The sequence below is a fragment of the Actinacidiphila yanglinensis genome (genome assembly GCF_900107965.1).
GTDB classification, from domain to species: Bacteria; Actinomycetota; Actinomycetes; order Streptomycetales; family Streptomycetaceae; genus Actinacidiphila; species Actinacidiphila yanglinensis.
Map to the genome: position 1 here is coordinate 140,068 of NZ_FNVU01000023.1, position 19,621 is coordinate 159,688.

At 73.7% G+C, this 19,621-nt stretch carries 2 protein-coding genes; both read right to left on the reverse strand.

Annotated features, from left to right (window positions below):
- Positions 1-61: 61 nt before the first annotated feature.
- The gene (locus C4U44_RS34925) at positions 62-16,843 is read right to left on the reverse strand and encodes a M91 family zinc metallopeptidase (protein ID WP_103890098.1); all 16,782 of its coding nucleotides are present in this window, start codon (positions 16,841-16,843) and stop codon (positions 62-64) included.
- Positions 16,844-16,935: 92 nt separating this feature from the next.
- Positions 16,936-19,621, reverse strand: a 2,686-nt coding sequence (eccCb, locus tag C4U44_RS34930) for a type VII secretion protein EccCb (protein WP_103890107.1), incomplete at its 5' end; no start/stop codon positions are given.

The window sequence follows — 19,621 nt, forward strand, 5'->3', positions numbered from 1 at the left end:
TGTGTTCCGACCGGCGAGACACGTGCGTGCGACGCCGAGTTGCTGCGGGGCAATCGCGCTGTCACACCACGTACTTCAGGTTCGCGCCGACGGTGATCTCGCAGAAGTTGTCGCCGCCCCCGCCTTCCTGGAGGAGCTGCGGCACCTCCCGCAGGAGCGTCGCCCGCGGGTCGAGGTCGATCGAGACGACCGGCTCGTCCTGCGCCGCGGTCTGCGGGGCGGTGACCGTCTGCATCGTGCTCTGGGCCAGCCATCGGACCTGGCCGAAGAGGTTCACCGCCCACAACTGCTCTCCCGGCGCCGCGCCGATGACCAGCGACCGGGCGCCGGGGCCGGCGTCCAGCAGCATCTGCTCCAGGCGCGCCGCCTCCTCGGCCACCGGGCCCTCCCACGTGCGCTTGGCGAGCGCGATCCGTTCCCGGTACCGGAGCGCCTGCACCTTCGGTGCGACTGCCGCGGTGGATTCCGCAACGCTCCGCGCGGCGGCCTCGGGCGCCACCTGGGACTCGACTCCCCGGACGGCCGCGGTCCGTACCGCGGACTGCGGCGCGACCGCCACGGTCGGCGCTCCCTGGGGCACCGCCTGCGGCACGGCACCTGTCTCGGTCTCGCTCACGGTCACCATCTCGCTCTCGGTGTCGGACGCGGTACCGGCCGCCGTGCCGGTCCGGGCGGGCTCCTCGGGCACCGTCCCGACGTCCATGTCGCCGAGGGCCCGCGTCCCGTGGGTGGTGCCGAGCACGTACCAGGGGACCTCGGCCTCGGACGGGGCGGGCGGCGTGGTGTCCAGGGCGCCCGACGGTTCCGCGGCGCTCGCGGTGCCCGAGGCGTTCGCGGGCCGGTGCTCCCCGGTGTGCGCAGAAGCGGGAGCCGGTTCGACGCCAGCGGGCGTCGAGGTGCCCGCACGGGGGTCCGCGGCGACGGGCACGACCTCCCTCATGGTGATGTGGTAATCACCGTCCCGCTTGGTCTTCTTGGTGACCTGGAACCTCGTGCCGGGCGGGAACGCGACCTCGCTCTCCACTCCCCGGAACTCGGAGACGAGATCGATGCGCCGTCCGGTCCTGGACTCGATCGTGAAGAAGATGTTGCCGGGCCGGGTCACCCGGACCGCGTCGGTACTGACGAACGACCTCTCCTCGACGGTCGCGCCCACCTTGTAGCGGGCCGCCACCGACTTGAGTCCGTCGCGCGTGTAGATCTCGATGGCGCGCGTGACCGTCCCCTCGTAGGGCGGCAGCGCGGCGAGCGCCGAGACCACGCCCTTGATGTGCGGGTCGTAGACCTGCAGATCGTCGGCGTCCCCGTCCCGCAGGGCCTTGTTGACCGCATCGAAGAACGCGTTGCCGGTGTACGCCAGGAGGGCGACCAGGTCCTCGTGGGGAATGTCCCTGAGCTCCTCGTGGGAGGCGGCGAGTTGCCGCGCCCGGGGCAGGTAGCGGTCGTAGGACCTGAACACGCGGGCGAACCGGGCGCGATCGGCCGCAGCGGAGCGGAAGGCGGGGTTCGCGTAGTAGCCGTCCGGCGCGAACGCCGTGACGCCGCTCTCCTCCGCGACCGCCGGCTGGCCGCGGAACAGCCGGGAGAAGAGGCCGCCGAGCGGGATCGACTCCGTCGCGGGTGCGACCTCTGCCCGGGCCCGCTGGTCCAGGGGGAAACCGGGGATGCCGTGCGTGGTCGGCAGGAAGGACACGGCGCCGTCCGGCGCCGATACGACGGTGCCCGCCTGGCCGTCCAGGAACACCACACCGCCCTCGTCCCGCACCACATTGAGCACATGGGCGACCGTGCGCCCGCGGACCACCACCATGCCGCGCTGTCCGGGGGCCGCCCGGCGCATCGCGTCGAGCACGACCGCCGGACCCGCCACCGGATACGGCTCCAGGTCCCGATAGCGGCCCAGGTAGATCGTCGCGCCGCTCTCGTCGCCCCCGTGCCCGAGTCCCTGCTCGCCCGCAAGCGACGGCGGCGCCTGGAACACCGCACCCTCCGGATCGGCCAACGACAGGTCCGTCGCGATCGCCGACAGCACGCAGTTCGTCAGGAAGTCACCACCCTCGCCCCGCAGCGGATTGACCTCCCCGATCCACGCGTACTCCTCCGACGATTCCCCCGCGGGGGACGCCCCGATCGGACCCGCGAGCCGCATCCCCGGCTGCGGGACGCGCTCGCGGGCGATGAGCGCGGCGTCCACCGGGCCGAGGACGTGGACCCCGCCGGCGCCCGTGAGAGCGATGTCGCGATCGGCCCCGATGACGGCGAACGCCATCAACGCACGGTCGGGGCCGCCCTGCGAGGTGCGGGCAGCCGCGTACCAGCGTTCGGCGTCCTCCTCGCTGGTCGCGAAGGCGACGGACGGAGCGCTACCGGCACCGGTGGCCGGCGGCCGGACCACCACCTCGTCGTCGACCCGCGGCCCGGCGCCCCGGCCGGGTTCATCGTGGACACGGAACCCGACCACGCCTCCGTGGCGGAACCGGCTGACCACGGCGGCCACTTCGGACCGGACCACCCCGTGGTCGATCTGGTCGTTGCCGATGAAGACCTTTCCGCCCTCGTCGGTGGCGAACCAGTGGAAGTCGCCCCCGGCCACCATCTCGATCGGCTCGTGGCCGACCTCGACGCGGGCCACCGTCCGCGGCCACCTGCCTCCCGTGTCCGGCCACTGCGCCAGCGCCGGCATGAGCGTGTCGGGGGCCGGCGCCGGCGCGGTCGCCTCCTGCGCGGTGGACGCGGGCGCGGCTGCCGGGAGCCGCAGGGTGCCGTAGTCCCGGCCGAGCCGGTACGACTCGGCCAGCGCGGCCGCCTCGCCACCGGACCGGTAGGCCGCCGCGATCAGCGTGGCGAAGGAAGCCAGCAGCTTCGCCTGCGCCCTCTGCACGGGGGTGAGCCCGCCCGATGCCAGCGGGCGCTGGTGGTCCACCGAGACCCGGAACCTCGCCCAGTCCTGCGACTCCTCGACGAACTCCCGCGGATAGGTGGACCAGTGGCGGGAGTTCTCGTGGGCGAGCCAGGCACGGATCTCCGTGGCTGCCAGCCGGTCCGCCGGCCGCAGCTCGGTCTCGGGCGACTCCGCCGTGGCCCACGAGCGGTCCGCGCCCTCCCGCAGGGTCCTCAGGAAGTCCGACGGCACCTTGTCACCGGTCACCGCCCGTAGGAACCCGCGGACGAAACCGGACTCGTTCAGGTTGCTGCCGAACGGCCGGTTGCCGTACTCCGCCGTGTTCTTCTCCAGCGCGTACCGGTAACCGGCCGCGACCTGCCGGGTGCCCGCCCGGTGGACCGCGAGGACCTCGTACCCCAGGTTGTGGACCAGTTCGGGATCGTCGAAGAACAGCGACCCCGGGTCGGAGTCGGTGAAGAGCCGGTCCGGCACGTCCTCCACCGGACCGAAGCGGAACCCGACCAGCGACTCCGCACCGGGCACCCGCACCGCCACCGACGGCCGGCCCGTGGCGTCCGCCATGACGACGACCTCGGCGTCCTCCCCCGGAACCGCGTCGCCACCCTGGCCGAACTCCCGCATGGGAGCGAGCAGCTCCTCGGCGACGATGTCCCGGTCGAACGCGAACTCCCGCGACCGCAGCGTGCCGTACTTCAGGCCCAGTTGCGTCGACAGCGCCCGGGCCTCCTCCTCGCCATTGCTGAGGAACTCGAGGGCGACCATCGAGTAGACGTGGTCCAGCAGCGCGAACTGCTCGCTCTGCAGCCCGGTCGGCTCACCCGAGGTCAGCGGCCGCTGGTGGTCGATGGTGACCTGGTGTCCCGCCCAGTACTTGGCCCTCAGCGCCACATCGGAGGGATACCTCTCCAACTGCCGGACGACGTCGAACGCGCGGGCCTCGTCGGCGGGCGTGAGACGGGTGACATGCGGGTTCTCCGCCCATTCCCGGTGGCTGCGCGAACGCAGCGCCTTGACCAGGCTGTTCGGGGCGACGACGGAACTCGTCGGCTCCAGCCCGGTCGCGGCCGCGACGAAGTTCACCGCGAAGACCACGCAGTTGTAGCGGACCAGATGGTAGGACGCCTCGACGTTGCTGACGGCGTAGAGGTAGCCGTCGGTCAGCTGGTCCGCGGTGATCCGGTACGTCGCCAGCACCTCGGCACGGTGGTCGAAGAACACGCCGCTCGCGTCGGCGCTGACGCCACCGGACACCGACCCCGTCATCATCCGCCAGTTCGACGCGTCCCTGCCCGGCCGGAACCCGAACACCACGGCCTGGTCCCGCCCCGGCACCCGGATTCCCAGGAAGGCGTGCCCGGAGTTGCCCAGGACGGCGCCCACCGGGTTGTCCGCACCCGGGTAGGAGAACAGCACGAGATCGACGTCGGGCGACGTCCGGTCCCCGGCGTTCATGGCGTAGTCCTGGAGCGGCTTCATCTGGAGCAGGAACGCCTCGAACGCGTTCGTCGGCTCCTCTGCGTGCTGCCTCTCCACTCCCTCGTTCGCCAGGTCCAGCACCACGTCCTCGACGTCGTCCACCGGCTCCGCGGACTCCTGCGGACGCTCGTGGTCCCCCCGCTGCGCGTACCCGTCGTACTCCTCCTGCTCCTCGTACTCCTGGTACTGGGCCTCGTGCTCGTCGTGCTCGTCGTACGCCTCCTGCACCTGGGGGCTGAGCGGATCGGAGTCCTGGAAGTAGTAGTCGTCGAGGTCCTCCCCGTCCGACAGCTCCTCGGCCCCGCCCACCGGACCGCGGCGCAGATCCAGCTCGATCTGCGCCAGCAGCTCCTCGAGTTCGTCGCCCCCGTCGTCGGCCTGCGCGTCCTCGGCCGCCCCGAGCGGGATCGACTCCGTCGCGGGTGCGACCTCTGCCCGGGCGCGCTGGTCCAGGGGGAAACCGGGGATGCCGTGCGTGGTCGGCAGGAAGGACACGGCGCCGTCCGGCGCCGGGACGACGGTGCCCGCCTGGCCGTCCAGGAACACCACACCGCCCTCGTCCCGCACCACGTTGAGCACGTGGGCGACCGTGCGCCCGCGGACCACCACCATGCCGCGCTGTCCGGGCGCCGCCCGGCGCATCGCGTCGAGCACGACCGCCGGACCCGCCACCGGATACGGCTCCAGGTCCCGGTAGCGGCCCAGGTAGATCGTCGCGCCCGACTCGTCGCCCCCGACGCCGTACCCCTGCTCACCCGCAAGCGACGGCGGCGCCTGGAACACCACACGCTCCGGATCGGCCAACGACAGGTCCGTCGCGATCGCCGACAACACGCAGTTCGTCAGGAAGTCACCACCCTCGCCCCGCAGCGGATTGACCTTCCCGATCCACGCGTACTCCTCCGACGGCTCGGCGGTCGCCCGGACCGGCTCCCCCACCGGGTCCTGGCCGGCCACCCGCTGCGCGCCTTCCTCGGCCGGGGCCGTCTCGGCGTGCCGCGGACCCGGGTGGAACCGTCCGACCTGGTCCTGGACGACGCGCGGGACGACCAGCAGGTCGTCCACGCCGGGGAACTCCTCGCCCGGCCGGAACCTCTCCCCGTGCACCTTGACGCGGTGCTCCGGGCCCGGGTGCGCGCCGGTGTGCGGCGCGCCGATCACCACCAGGTACCCGCTGGCGTCGGGCAACCCGCGCCGGTCGCGCCGCACCAGTCCGGCCGCATAGGTGTTCAGCGCCGCGGCCCGCCGGAAGCGGCGGTCGGCGCCGGCCCGGCGGCCGGTCTCCCGGGCCGGGTACCCGTCGACGCCCACCAGCCGCACGCCGTGCTGCCGAGCCGCCTGCAGGACCTCCCGCAGTCCGGTGCCCTCGGTGTTCGCGGCGCCCACGGCGCCGTCGTGGTGCCGGACGAGCGCTTCGAGCGCGGGCGACAGGGTGCCCGTCTCCAGGTAGTGGTTCAGGTGCGTCTGGTAGCTGTCCCCGCGGATACCTCCCAGGTAGACCGTCCGCACGCCCGCGTCCTTCAGCTCCGCCATGTGGGCGGCCAGCAGCCGCCAGGCAGCCGTTCCCGCCTGCTCCTCGCCGATCACCACGCCCTCGTGCTGGTCCAGCAGGCGCCGCAGCGCCTCCACTTCGGACGTTCCGTCGAGTGCCTCCGCCACCAGCTGCTCGCGGGCCCAGCGCGTGGTGGGCCCGCTGCGGAAGACCCGCAGCTCCTCCCGGGCGACCAGTCCCAGGATCCCGTCCCGCTCGTCCTGGAGCTTCCAGTAGGTTCCGCGCGTCAGCGAGTCCCGCCTGCCGAGACCCGTCAGCACCGCGTTCCGGCCGTCCGCCGTGCCGATCGGCCCGTTCTCCAGGATGCGCCCGGCGTTGCTCAGCCCCTGGTACAGGGCCGGGTCGGTCTCCGCCAGCGTCAGCGGGTCCGCCGCGACGTCCAGCCGCTCCTTGTGCAGGTCCTGGCGGGTGCGCTCCGGCAGCTTCTGCCAGGCCGCGGCCGTCAACTGGTTGAGCGTGCGGCCGTCCTTGCGGCTGCCGCGCGGCCCGCGGACCCGGATCGCGACCCCTTCAGGCGCGGTGTACAGCCGCCCCGCGACATTGTCGGCGGCCCAGACCAGGTGCTCGCCGACGAAGCCGGGCGAGCCGGGTACGGCGGACAGCGGCCAGGGCGAGGCCGGCACCGGCGACAGCTCGCCGCCCAGGAGTTCCTGCTCCTGGGCGAGCAGTTCCGGCAGGCCCGTCCCGAACCACTCGCGCACGGCGGGGTGCAGCCGCTCCCGGGGACCGGGCAGCGGGTCGTGGTAGGCCGCGTACGTCTCCGGGAACCACTCGTCGGGGCTGGAGAACTGGTAGTTGGACACGGCGTGCAGGTCCCGCTGCGCGCGCAGGTAGCTGACCCAGGTGCCGCCCGGGTCGACGTGGTGGACGCGCAGGCCGATGGTCAGGGTGGAGGCGCCGCCGTCGTCGAGCGTCCACGGTTGCGCGAGGGCCACGCGCACGAAGGCGGTGACGCGTTCCAGCCCGGCCCGCAGCCGCGCGTCGGCGCCCGGGAAGGTCTCGACGAGGTGCTCCAGCCGCTTGGGGTCGTCGCGCAGCACGTCGGGGACCAGTTCCCGGGCCAGCACGTCGACGAGCATCCGGCCCTGGTCGTCGAGGACTTCGGCCCGGTCGTCGATCTCCGCCATGCGCAGGACGTCGTCGGCCACCTCGTCGACCCGCCCGCCCTCCGGCGCGTAGATCTTCCATCCGCCGAAGACGCTCTGCTGCAGCAGGGCCAGGGACCATGCGCGGTGGGCGATGACGGAGTGGCCGACCTCGTGCCGGATCGTCCACTCCAGCAGGTTGCCGTGGGCCAGGACGTCCGAGACCCCTGCCATGACGTTGCGGCCGCTGCCGGGCAGGCCGAGCCGTCCCGCCAGGGGGACACCGTCGTAGCCGGACAGTGCCGCCCGGTCCATCACGAAGCGCTGCGCGCGCGATCCGCGGTCGAGCTCGGAGTACGCCCAGGAGGGGACGAGGGCGGGCCGGACGATGCCGATGCCCCTGGTCTGCGGGTCGTACGCGCTGGCGCCGTCCCCGCTGCCGGTGCCCGGTTCGATGTACCGCAGGTCCGGGTTGTCGCGGACGTGCTCGGCCGGCAACGCGTCGAGCACGGCGTCGATGCGGTCGAGCACGGAGTGGCTGAAGTGGCCGGCGAACGTCCCCTTCGCGGGGCCGATCCGTACCCCGTGCTTCTCGCTGAGCTCCTTCTCGCGCGCGGCGGCGCCGGCGTTCCACAGCAGCCCGGCGGTGCCCCGCCCGCCGGTGCCCTTGGCGGCCAGGCGGCCCGCGGGCCGCGGCCCCGCCCTGCCCACCGTCCGGGGCAGGTGGGCGTCGTCGAGGTCCGGGCCGACGGTGCCGGCGTAGGTCCGGCGCGGCGCCAGACCGTGTTCGGCGCGGATCTTGTTCTCGGTGAACTCCAGGTCCGCGTACTCCCCGAAGCCGACCAGCTGTGCCTCGTCGACGGCCGCGGTCGGGTGCGACAGGCCGTTCAGGTTGCGGTAGGCGTGGATCAGTTCGTGCGCCAGCCCGATGAAGGGGGGACGCAGACCGTCGGCCGTCTCCCAGGCGTTGGGGTTGTACCGGACCAGGCTGAGCGTGCCCTTCCCGGACTGGGTGGCCCACTGCGAGTTGATCGGCTTGGTGACGTTGCCCGCGTGCGCCAGGAACTCGGCTCTCTTGCCGATCACCGTTCCGGCACCGGTCCGCTCGATCTTGACCTTCGCCTGCTGCCAGGCCGCCAGCTTCGACGTCGTCGCGGCGGCGGCGATCCTCTCGAGCAGGGCCCGGCCCGTCGGCTTGCTCGCCAGCCTCCTGAGGTCCTCCTGGACGGTCTCCAGGAACCGGGGATCGGTCCCGCTGTCCCAGCGGATGTGGATGCCGTCGGCGACCGACGCGGTGTCCACCGGGTGCCTGGCCGGCTCCGGCGGCAGCTCGACCGCCTTCGCCTTCTTCGTGGACTCGTGCAGGTCACGGCCGCCCGTGGCGGACTGCGGCGTGTCCCGCGTGTCCTGCGCTTCCTGGGTGCGGTCGGGCGCGTCCTGCGGGACGCGCATGTCGGTGGCCCCGTGCGGGTGGCCGGTGAACTCCCGCTGCGAGCGGAGGAACCGGGCGACGTACTCGGCGCGCGGGCCGACGTCCAGGCCGGCGACGTCGGCACCGTAGGCCCGGACCACCTGGGCGTAGGCGTACGACACCTGGGCGGACGTGACCTTCTCCCCGAGCTGGTCCCGGACGGCCTCGACCAGCTGCCTGCGGTCCACGATCTCCGCGACGGTGTTCCCGGCCGGGTCCTGCGCCGACACCCGCCAGCGGTGCGCCGGTTCGGGGTGCGGGCGCACCTCCTGCGCGGTGCCGTCCACCGTCTCGGCAAGGTGTGCGACGCCCTGGGGGCCGGCGTGCGCGACCGTCAGGGGGACGTCGGCCTCGACCACCGGCGTCCCGGCGGTGTCCGCGCCGGCCGGGGCGGACCGCTCGTGGCGGATCCGGGCACCGACCGCTGCCGCCTGCTCGCCGGGGTCCAGCGCGGTGAACGGCCGGCCGTGCTCGGTCACCAGTTCCTGGAAGGCCCGGTCCACCGCGCGGTAGTGGGCTCCCCACGGCCTCTCGCCCGGTTGCTGCCGCAGCCACTCGTTCACCCCGCGCGTCAGCCTCAGCTGCTGCCGTACGACCTCGGCGACGAACCCGGCGCGCTGCCCGAGGTCCACGCGGGTGATGCCGGCGCCGTACGTCCGGACGATCAGGTCGTAGGCGTGGAAGACCTGCGCCGGCGGGATCTCGGCCTGGTTCAACCGGCCCTGGACCGCGCGCAGCAGCTCCCGGCGGTCCACCGTCTCCGCGACGACGTGCTCGGCCCGCTCCTCCGGCGTCAGCCGCAGGAAGCCGCTCCCCCGCTGCCGCAGCATCTCCTGGTGGACCCGGTACACCTCGTGCCCGTCGGGATACAGGCCCGTGCGGCGCAGCAGCGGTGCGGTGGCGGCGTGCACCATCCTCCCGGCGGACAGCGCCAGGGAGTTGGCGACCTGGGCGGCCCTGGCCTCCGCCGGCAGGCCGGCGACGGCCGGGCGCTGCCGCACCAGCTCGTCGTAGGCGTGGTCGACCTGTGCCTGCGTGAACCAGTGCTCCGTGCGCTGCTCCCACTGGGCGCGGACCTGGTCGAGCTGCGGGCGAGCGGCCTGCTGCGGGCTGTGCACCGCCTCGACCGGTGCCTCGGCGGCCCGCCGGACGGCGTCCGCGATCATCTGCGGGACGTCGACCCCGGCCACCAGGTCCCTGGTGGCCTGCGCCTCCAGCAGGGAGGGCCGGCCCCGGACGATCCGCACGCCGACCGCCGCCGCCTGCTCCCCGGGGTCCAGCGCGGTGAACGGCTGCCCGTGCTCGGCCAGCAGCTCCTGGTACGCCTGGTCCACCTGGCGGTGGCCGGTGCCCACGAGCCCGGTGTACGGCCGCTGCCGCAGCCACTCGTTCACCCCGCGCGTCAGCCTCAGCTGCTGCCTCAGGGCGCCGGCGACGGCCTCGGCCCGTACCTCCAGGCGCCACTGGGGGTACGACGACCCGGGCGTCCGCATGAACTGCTCGTGCACGGAGACCACGTGGGACGGATCGACATCCGTCTGGGGCAGCCGCGCCCGGACGTCGTCCCGCAGTTTCAGGCTGTCGGCGATCTCCCTGACGACTTCGTGGGCGCGCCGCTGCGGCGGCAACTGCAGGAACTCGTCGCCGTGCCGCTGGGCCAACTGCTGGTGGACGCCGTGGATCTGCCCGCTGTCGTAGTACTGCCACGTGACCTGCTGCAACGGCCCGGCAGCGGCCTCCACCACCTCCTTCGCGGAGAGCTTCAGCGCGCTCGCGACCTGGACGGCCTTCGCCCACACGGGCAGGTCGGCCACGGACGGGTGCCGCTGCACCAGTTCCTCGTACGTCCGCTGGGCCTGCGTACGGGAGAAGGTGTAACCGTCCCCCGGGAGCTGCCGGTTGACCTCGGCGTACAGGTCCGCCGGACCGAACGCGGTCGGCCGGGCCTCTTGCAGGGAGACCTGCTCCTGTCCCGGATCCCCGGCGAGCGCCGGAGCGGCGGGTTCCTGGACCGACGCGGCCGGAGCGGGCTCGTGTACGGGTGGGGCGGCGACCTCATGGACGGGCGCGACGACGACGGACTCCTGCGCGGGCGCGGCGGGCGCCGGTTCCTGGACGGACGCGAGGGCTGCCGGTTCGTGGACCTCCGCGACGGCGGCCTGCTCCTGGACAGCGGAGGGCATGCCGGAATCGTGCGCGCTCGCCGCCGTCTCCTGCGCGTGGGTCGTGGCGCCGGGGGCGCCGGCCATGTCCCGTTCCGCCTGCAGCTGCTCCTGTTCGCGGGGGGCGTGCTCGGTGACCGTCTCGACCTTGATCTCGATCGCGGGCCTGCCGACCGGGGCCCCGGTGGTCCCGGTGAAGGTCCTGGCGACGGTCCTGGCCACGGAGGCGGCCAGCGACTTGGCCGTGGTCAGGCCCGGCACGCGGTACGTGCGCGCCGGGGCGGTCGTGACCGACTGCTGCAGGTCCGCGGTGTGCTGCCGAGGCGGCTCGCCTGCTGCGCCGGTGCCGTGCGAAGCGGGAACCTCCCGCGGCGCCGTGCCGGAGTCGCCCGAAGTGCCGGGCCGCTGGGGCGTGGTGGGGTCGACGGGCGCGTCCTGCCCGCGGGAGGCGGTGTCGTCGGCGGTCGGACCCTTCGGCGTGGCGGGCCCGGACGTGCCGGACTCCCCTGCCCCGTCGGCGCCGTGCCCGGACGGGCCGGACACCGGGCCGGCGTCACCGCGCCGCAGGTCGTCCAGGCGGCTCCGGTACGCGTCCGTGTCCTGGCGGCGCAGACCGTCCAGCCGGCTCTGGAAGCCGTCCTCGTGGTGCGACTCGTGGGCCAGCCAGGCGTCGCTGTGGTGTCCTTCGGGCGCGAGGATCTCGTCGAACCGGGTGATGTGCTCGGTGCGGAAGTCGTTGCCGAGCCTGCTGACGGTGTCCTCGTGCAACTGGCTGTCGAGGACGCTCTCGGGGTCGCCCACCAGCTGGTGGAACGTGTCGGCGGCCCCGTCGGCCACGTCCCGCAGGTCACCCTCGTGGCGGATCCGGTCGGGCAGTGTCGCGCGCAGTTGCTCGCGTATGCCGGACCACTCCCCCGAGGACGCCTCGGGCCGCACGCCGCCTTCCTGCGCCCGGTCGGCGTGGAGTTCGGCCACCGCGCGCACCTGCTTCAGGTAGCCGCCGATCAGCCGCTGCTCGCCGTTCTCGTGGAGGGCGGAGGTGGCCGGCTCGTCCTGGTGCTCTCCCAGGTGGAACTCGGCGTGCTGCTTCTCCGCCGCCACCTGCGCGTGGACGAAGTCGGTCTTCTCGACCTGGGCGTGGAACCGCTCGGCGAGGAGTTTGGTGCGCAGGATCCACTGCCGGCGCGGGCCCTGCCCGTCGCCGTTGGCGAACACCGCGTCGTGCCCGGCCCGGGCGACGAACACCTCGTCGTGCATGACCCGCAGGTCCCGCGCGAAGTCCAGCAGCACGGAGTCCACGACCTCCTGCGGCCGCGAGTCGTCCCAACCCCCGTTCCAGGCGAGGTCGTTGGACGCGTCCTCCACGGCGTTGCGGACGTCCTGCTCGCGGACCGCGAGGTGTTCGAGCTCGCGGGAGGCGTCGTGCAGGACCGCGTCGATGCGGCCCAGCGTCTCCGGGGTGAGCCCGTCCGCGCCGCCCGGGCCCCTGAGGGCGTCGTCGACGATGCCGTCGAGGTGCTCCTGCTTGTGGAGGTAGTAGTGCTCCAGGGCGTTGAAGTCGTGGGACTTGTCGCGGAAGAAGTCGATCGGCGCGTCCCCGGTCCCGCGCCCCGCGGACCCCCCGGCGAGGTGGCGGAAGGACTCGTCGTCCTGCGGGCGGCCGTAGATCTTGGCATCGTCCTTGACGAACGTGCCGGTGTGCGCGTCGTGGACGTGGTCCGTCGGCGCGTGCTCGAAGGCCGGCAGGTCGTCGGCGTGGCCGAACGGGTTCGCCTTGTACGCGTCCAGCTCGGCGGTGAACCTGTCCGCGAACTTGATGTGCTGCTCGGCCCGGACCAGATGCCGGAACGCGTTCTGCCCGGCGTCCTGGTAGATCCGCTCGAAGGACTCCGCGGAGATCTTCCCGGCCGAGTCCAGCTCCGCGCGGAACTGCCGCGTGAAGTCGACCCGCCACTGCCACCGGGCGTCCTTCACCGCCTGGTCCCAGCGGGCCTCCTCGTTCAGCCGCTTCCAGTTGTCCTCCATCGACTCGTGGCCGAGCCGGGAGGTGTGGTCGCTCCTGCCCGCGCCGAGGTCGGCCGGCTTCCCCGCGCCGAGGTCGGCGAACTTCCCCGCGCCCCAGTTCCAGGCCGCCTCCAGTTCCTGGTGGAGGGATTCCAGGTGCTTCTCGGCGTGCAGGAGCAGCTCGTTCCGCTCCGCGTTCGCCTGCTTGAACGCCCGCCACTGGACGGCGTCCCGGCGCAGATCGTCGAGGCGGGTCGAGAAGCCGTCCTCGTGGTGCGCCTCGTGCGCCAGCCACGCGTCGGTCTTGTGCCCTTCGGGGGCGAACAGCTCGTCGAAGCGGGTGATGTGGTCGGTGCGGAAGTCGTTGCCGAGCCTGCTGACGGTGTCCTCGTGCAGCGCGGTCGCCGAGGTGCCACGGGGGTCGCCGAGGAGCTGGTGGAAGTCCTGCGCGGCCCCGACGACCTCGTGCCGCAGGTCGTCCTCGTGGCGGATCCGGTCGGGGAGCGTCGCGCGCAACTGATCGCGCGTGCCGGTCCACTCGGCGGCGGAGACCTCGGCCGTGTGGCCGCCCTCCTGCTCCCTGCCAGCGTGGAGTTCGGCCGCCGCGCGCACCTGCTTCAGGTAGCCGCCGATCAGGCGCTGCTTTCCGTCGACATCGAGGCGGGTGGGGGAATTCTCGCCGGTGTGCTCCGCCAGGTGGACCTCCGCGTGCTCCTTCTCCAGCGCGATCTGCTCGTGGACGAAGTCCGCCTTGTCCACGTGGGAGCGGAACCGGTCGGCCAGCACCTTGCTGCGCAGGATCCACTGCCGGCGGGGGCCCCGGCCGTCGTCGCCGTGGTTGAACGCCTGGTGCTCGGCCCGGGATCCGAACGCCGGGTGCTCGGACAGCGAGCCGAGGACGGCGTCGTGGGCGGCGCGCGGGCCGAACACCTCGTCGTGCAGGGTCCGCAGGTCGCGGGCGAGGTCCGACCGCGCGGCGTCCACGACCTCCGGCGGCCGCGGTTCCTCGCCCGTCCCCTGGGCGAACGCCTCCTCCGCGGCCTTGCGGATGTCCTGTTCCCGGACCGCGATCCGGTGGAGGTCGCCGGAGGCGTCGCGCAGCAGCCCGTCGAGCCGGCCGAGCGTCCGCGGGGAGAACGTCCCGGCGCCGTCCGGGCCGTGGAAGGCGTGGTCGAGGGTCGCCCTGATCTGCTCACGCTGGTGGATGTAGTGCTGCTCCAGCGCGTTGAAGTCGTGGGACCTGTCGCGGAAGAAGTCGATCGGCGCGTCCCCGGCGCCGTGCGCGCCCGCCGTGTCCCCGGCCGCCGCGGGCTCGTGCGGTGCGTCACCGGCGGGGAGGTCACCGGCGGGTCGGGGGGGGCCGTCGCCGGGCGCGGCACCGTAGCCCTTGGCGTCGTCCTTGACGAACGTCCCGAGGTCCTTGTCGAAGACGTACTTCGACGGCGCCCGGCCGAACGTCGGCAGGTCGTCGCCGTAGCCGAAGCGGTTCGCCTTGTAGGCGTCCAGCTCGGCGGTGAACTTCTCCTCGAACGTGGCGAGTTCGTCGGCCCGGACCAGATGCCGGAACGCGTTCTCCCCGGCGTCCTGGTAGATCCGCTCGAAGGCGTCCGCGGTGATCCTGCCGGCCGAGTCCAGCTCCGCGCGGAACTGCCGGGTGAAGTCGGCCCGCCACTGCGACCGGGCGTCCTTGACCGTCTGCTCCCAGCGGGCCGGGTCGGCCGGGTGCTCCTGCGCGCTCTCGTGGCCCGCCCCGGGGGCGGGTTCGCCGTTCCTCCCGTGGAGGTCGGCGAACTTCAGGGCGCCCGATCGCCACGCCGTCTCGAGATCGGCGTGCAGGGACTCCAGGTGGCTCTCCGCGTGCAGGAGCAGGGCGTTCTTCTGCTCGTGCTCCTGCCGGAAATCGCCCCACTGGGCGGCCTTCTGCTGGAACTCGGCCTCGGCCGGGGAGAGTTCGGGGGCGTGGCCCGGCGCGCCACCGTCCGCGGTGCCGTGGGGCACGGGCCCGGGGCCCGGGTCGAGGTGGGAGTGGGCGGCGGCGCCGTGCTGGACCTGGCCCGTCCCCGCGTCATGGCCGGCCCCTGCCGTCCCGGCGTCGTGGCCCGCACCCGCCGTGCCCGCGTCGTGGCCGGCTCCGGCCGTGCCCGCGTCGTGCCCTCCCGCGGCGGGCAACGCGGACGGCTCGGCGGACGTGGTCAGCGCGTCCTTCGGCCCGGCGCCTTCGTGGGCACCGGACGCCGCGGCCGCCGCGGAGTTCTCCAGCCGTGTGGCGTCCGGCGTCTCGTGCGCGCCGGCGGCCGGGCGCCCCGCCCCGGCGGAACCCGCGTCCGGGGCCGGCTCGGCGTGCGCGCCCTTGGCGCCGTCCGTAGCCGGGGCCCCCTCCTGCGGCGCACCGCGCCCCGTGCGGGTGATGCCGGCGGGCTCCGACGCGCCGGCCCGTCCCGCGCCGCCGGGTGCGGCGGCGTCGTCCCCGCCGGTCGCGCCCCGTCCGGCGCCCGCGCCATGGGCGGGGTCCGGCGCGCGGCGGACCGCGTCAAGGCCCGCGCCGGACGCGCCCTCGGCCCGGACCGCCCCCGAACCGGGCGCGGTTCCCGCGCCCGCGCTGTCGGCCCGCGCGGCGCCGGTGCCGGCGTCGGCCGCCCGCGCGGGGCCGAAGCGCTCGTCGTGCGCGACCGCGGTGGGGAGGCCGTCGCCGCTGCGCGAGAAGGCCGAGGTGGCCAGGTTCGCGTCGTCACCGGCGCGGGACCCGCCCGCGGCGGACGTCGGCACCTCGCTGTGCTCCTGGGTGTCCCGGACGAGGCTGCCACCGTCGCCGGCGCCCCGCTGGCGCGGCGGCGTCACGTTCACGGCGGCGACGTGGGAGTCCGGCTGCGCGCTGCGGGGCGCCGGTTCGAGGTGGACCTGGGCCGGCGCGGCCCCGTCCCCGGGCCGCGATCCGGTCCCGGGGCCGCGCCCGGTGCCGGGCCGGGGCCCGGGCGTGGCCGCGCCGTCGCCCCGGCCCGCGGTCGGCGGCACCTCGCCGCGCCCGCTGCCGGCCGGACCGGCGACCGCCGCGTCCGCGCGGCCGGGGCCGGTGGCCGGGTCCGCGGTGCGGGTCGGGCCGGACGTCGGGCCGTTCGGGTCGGACGCGGTGCCGGGCCGGGGGCCGGGGCCCGCGGGCTCGGCGCGGACACCGCCCAGCGGCTGCGGCGTCCCGCCCGGATTCCCGCCGTCGGACCGCGGACCGCCGGCTCCCGGGGCGTCGAAGTTCCCCTTGGCCACCAGGCCCGCACCCGCGTCGGACTTCACCGTCACGTCCGGGCCGAAGTCTGAGGAGGTGTACTTCTCCAGGTCGTACTTCTCCGCACCGTACTTCGCCGGGCCCGACTCGGTGATCTTCGCCAGGTCCGGGCCCACCAGCGTGGAATGGGACGAGTCCCAGCTCCTGATCGAGTTCGTGTCCGCGTCCGAGAAGGTCGGTTCGGAGACGTGCGGCGAACCGGTCGGCAGGTCGCTGCCCGGCAGGCCGGTGTGCGGGACCGGAACCTCCTCCCCGGTCTTCTCGCTCGTGTAGTGCTCGCCCAGGTGCGCGCCGAAGTTCGCCTCCAGGCCGAGGCCGAGGTTCATCCCCTCGCTGGTCCAGTCGATCTCGATCGGGCCGTGCGCGATCTCCGAGGCCAGGATCTGCGAGAGGATGTCGTTCTTGAGGGTGAGGAACTCCCAGATGGCCGCGGAGGTGGTGAAGGAGACCGCCTGCCCGATGCCCGCGGCCACGTCGGCGAACGCGGCGGAGTCCGCGGCGAGTTCGGCCGCCCACATGCCGACCTTGGTGGCGAGTTCCTCGATCACTCCGGCCAGGCCGAGCGTGCCGATGTTCAGCACCAGGCCGAAGATCGTGGCCAACGCCGCGATCAGGTGCGACTTGTTGATCTCCTTGACCGTCTTCTCGAGCTCGTCCGCGTAGTCGAGGATCGAGGTCCCGATCTGCTCGGCCACCCAGGCGGCCTGGAAGATCACGTTCCAGATGTTGTGCTCGCCCGTGTCCGAGCCGTTCCACACCTCCTGCGCCGCCTGCCCCGCCTTGCCGGTCCAGGCCCCGGACATGCTCCACACGCTCTCGTGCATCGTCTGCAGGTACCCGCGCAGGTTCTGGGCGTCGTTCAGCCACGCGGTGCCGAGGGCACGGATCTGCGAAGTGTCGTACTGGGCCATGGGGGCACGTCCTCACAAGGGGGCAGCCCCTGGTGGGGGCTGCCCCGGTCAACCGGCTAGCGGGGTGTCGCGACGGCGGGTGGATGCACGGATCACCGACCGTTGCCGTCGGAGGCGGGGCCCGCCCCGGCTGCGCTGTCTGCGCCGTCGTCGGTGTCGTCGGTGTCGTGGACGGTCTGGACCACGGAGGCACCGCTGCGGCGTGAGACGTGGATGCCCCGGCCGGGCGGGAGTTGGCGTGCCCGCTGGTCGCCCAGCACGACGCCCTCGCGAGGGTCGCCGGACAGCAGCAGCCCGGCGGCGCCCAGGTCCCGGATCCGGCCGGCCACCGAGTCCCCGAAGGAGCGGCCCGCACCGCCGTTGCGGCGGGCGAGCACCACGTGGAAACCGATGTCGGCGGCCTGGGTGAGGTAGTCGGTGACCACGCCCAGCGGCCCGCGCCCGCTCGACCCGCCGGTGGCCACCAGGTCGTAGTCGTCCACGACGAGATACAGCTCGGGGCCGGTCCACCAGCTGCGTTCCTTCAGCTGGCGGGGCGTGATGCCCAGAGGCGGCATCCGCTCCTTGAGCTTCTCCACGACCTGCTCCAGGTAGGCCGCGGTGGTGGCCGGGTCGCCGGCCATGGCGCCGAGGTAGTCCTCGGGCACCGCGCCGAGCAGCCCGCGCCGGTAGTCGACGACGATGAAGCGCACGTCCCACGCCGACCGGTGCCGGGTCATCGCCCGCATCCAGGAGCGCAGGAACGCTGTCTTGCCCGACCCGGGGTCGCCGTGGACCAGGAAGTGCGGGCCGTCCGTCTCCAGGTCCAGGGTCGCCGGGCGCAGGTCGAACTCGCGGATGCCGATGGGCACCGCGGTCGCGGGCAGGGCATCGCGTCCGCCGGGCAGGGCTTCGCAGGCCCGGTCCAGCTCCTCAGGTGTGACCGTCTCGGCCAGCACCCGCAGTGCCGGGGCGGCGGCGCCCTTCCAGCGCGCGGCCAGCTCGTCGACCACCGTCTCCTGCGCCTTGGTGAGGTTGTCGGTGGACAGGGTGCCGTCCAGCCTCGGCAGCGCCGCCTGGAAGACGTGCCCGGGTGCCACCAAGCCGCGGCCGGGCACGAACGCCCGCGACTGGCGGGCCAGCGGCCGGGAGATCTCCGATTCGGTGGGGTCGGCCAGCCGGAGCTCCAGCCGGCCGTTGATGGTGTCGCGCAAGTTGGCGCGCAGCTCGGCCCACCGGTTGGCGGTGAGCACCAGGTGGACGCCCACGTTCAGGCCGCGCACCGCGATCTCGGGCACGATCGCGTCGGCCTCCTCCATGGCCGCGCGCAGGCCCGCCCAGTTGTCGATGACCAGGACGACGTCGGCGGCCTCCACGCCGTCCGGCAGCTGCTTCTCGTCACGCAGCCGCCGGAAGTCGGCGGCGGAGTCGATCCGCAGCTGCTGGAAGAGCCGTTCGCGGTCCTCCACGATCTGCCGGACCACCGACAGGGCACGCCGGGTGCGGGCCTCGTCGTGCCGGGTGGTGACGCCGGAGACGTGCGGGGCCCGATCCAGCCCGACGAGGCTGCCGCCGCCGAAGTCGACGGCGAGGAACCGCAGTTCGTCCGGGGTGTGGGTGAGCATCGCGCTCATCATCAGGGTGCGCAGCAGGGTGCTCTTGCCGGACTGCGGAGCGCCGACCACGATCAGGTGGCCCTGCTGCCCGGCCAGGCCGAGCAGCATGGCGCGCTGCTCCTGGCGGCTGGGCAGGTCGATCACGCCGACGGGGAAGGACAGACCGCCGCCCTGCGGCCACAGCCCGGACCGGTAGCCGCGCTCGTCGTCGGCGCCGACCGGGCCGAGCAGCGCGTCGAGTTCGATCAGCGGGGGCAGCGGCGGCAGCCACACCTGGTGCACCGGGGTGCCGTGGGCGCGCACCTGGTCCACGGCGACCTGCATCTCGGTGCGCTGGCCGGGCAGCGGGCGGGAGAGCGTGACGGACGGCTCGGACTCCTCCGGCTCCTCCCCCATGGCGTCCTCGGCCGTCCGCAGACCGAACAGCACCGGAACCGGGACAGGACCCGACACCGGTTCCCGCTCGGCCTCCCCCCGGTAGACGCCGGAGATGTGCGCGACCCGGAACCGCTCGTAGACGGACTCATCCACCTTCAGATAGGCGGAACCCGGAATCGCCGGCAGCCGGTACGCGTCCGGCGTCCCGATCACCGCACGGCTCTCCTGCGCGCTGAACGTCCGCAGGCAGATCCGGTAGGACAGGTGCGACTCCAGGCCGCGCAGACGGCCCTCGTCCAGCCGCTGGGTGGCCAGCAGCAGGTGCATGCCCAGGGACCGGCCCACCCGCCCGATCTGCACGAACAGCTCGATGAAGTCCGGCCGCTGGGCCAGGAGTTCACCGAACTCATCGACCACGACCATCAGATACGGCATCGGCTCCAACCGCCGCCCGTCCTCATCGACCCCGCCGGCCGCCTGCAGGATCTGGTACTCCCGCACCGAGTCCACGTTCCCCGCCCTGCGCAGCATCTGCTGCCGGCGCTGCTGCTCCCCCTGCAACGCGGTCCGCACCCGATCGACCATCGCCAGATCATCGGCAAGGTTCGTGATCAACCCCGCCACATGCGGCAACTCGGTCACCCCCGCGAACGTCGCACCGCCCTTGAAATCCACCAGCACGAAACCCAGATGCTCCGGGGCATGCGTCATGCTCAACCCCGTCACCAGCGTCCGCAACAACTCGCTCTTACCGGAGCCGGTGGCGCCAACAACCAGACCGTGCGGACCGATACCACCCAGCGCC

Bases quoted from the DNA above. Each gene is read 5' to 3' on its own strand.
- C4U44_RS34925 (WP_103890098.1), bottom strand. From the start codon at position 16,843: ATGGCCCAGTACGACACTTCGCAGATCCGTGCCCTCGGCACCGCGTGG.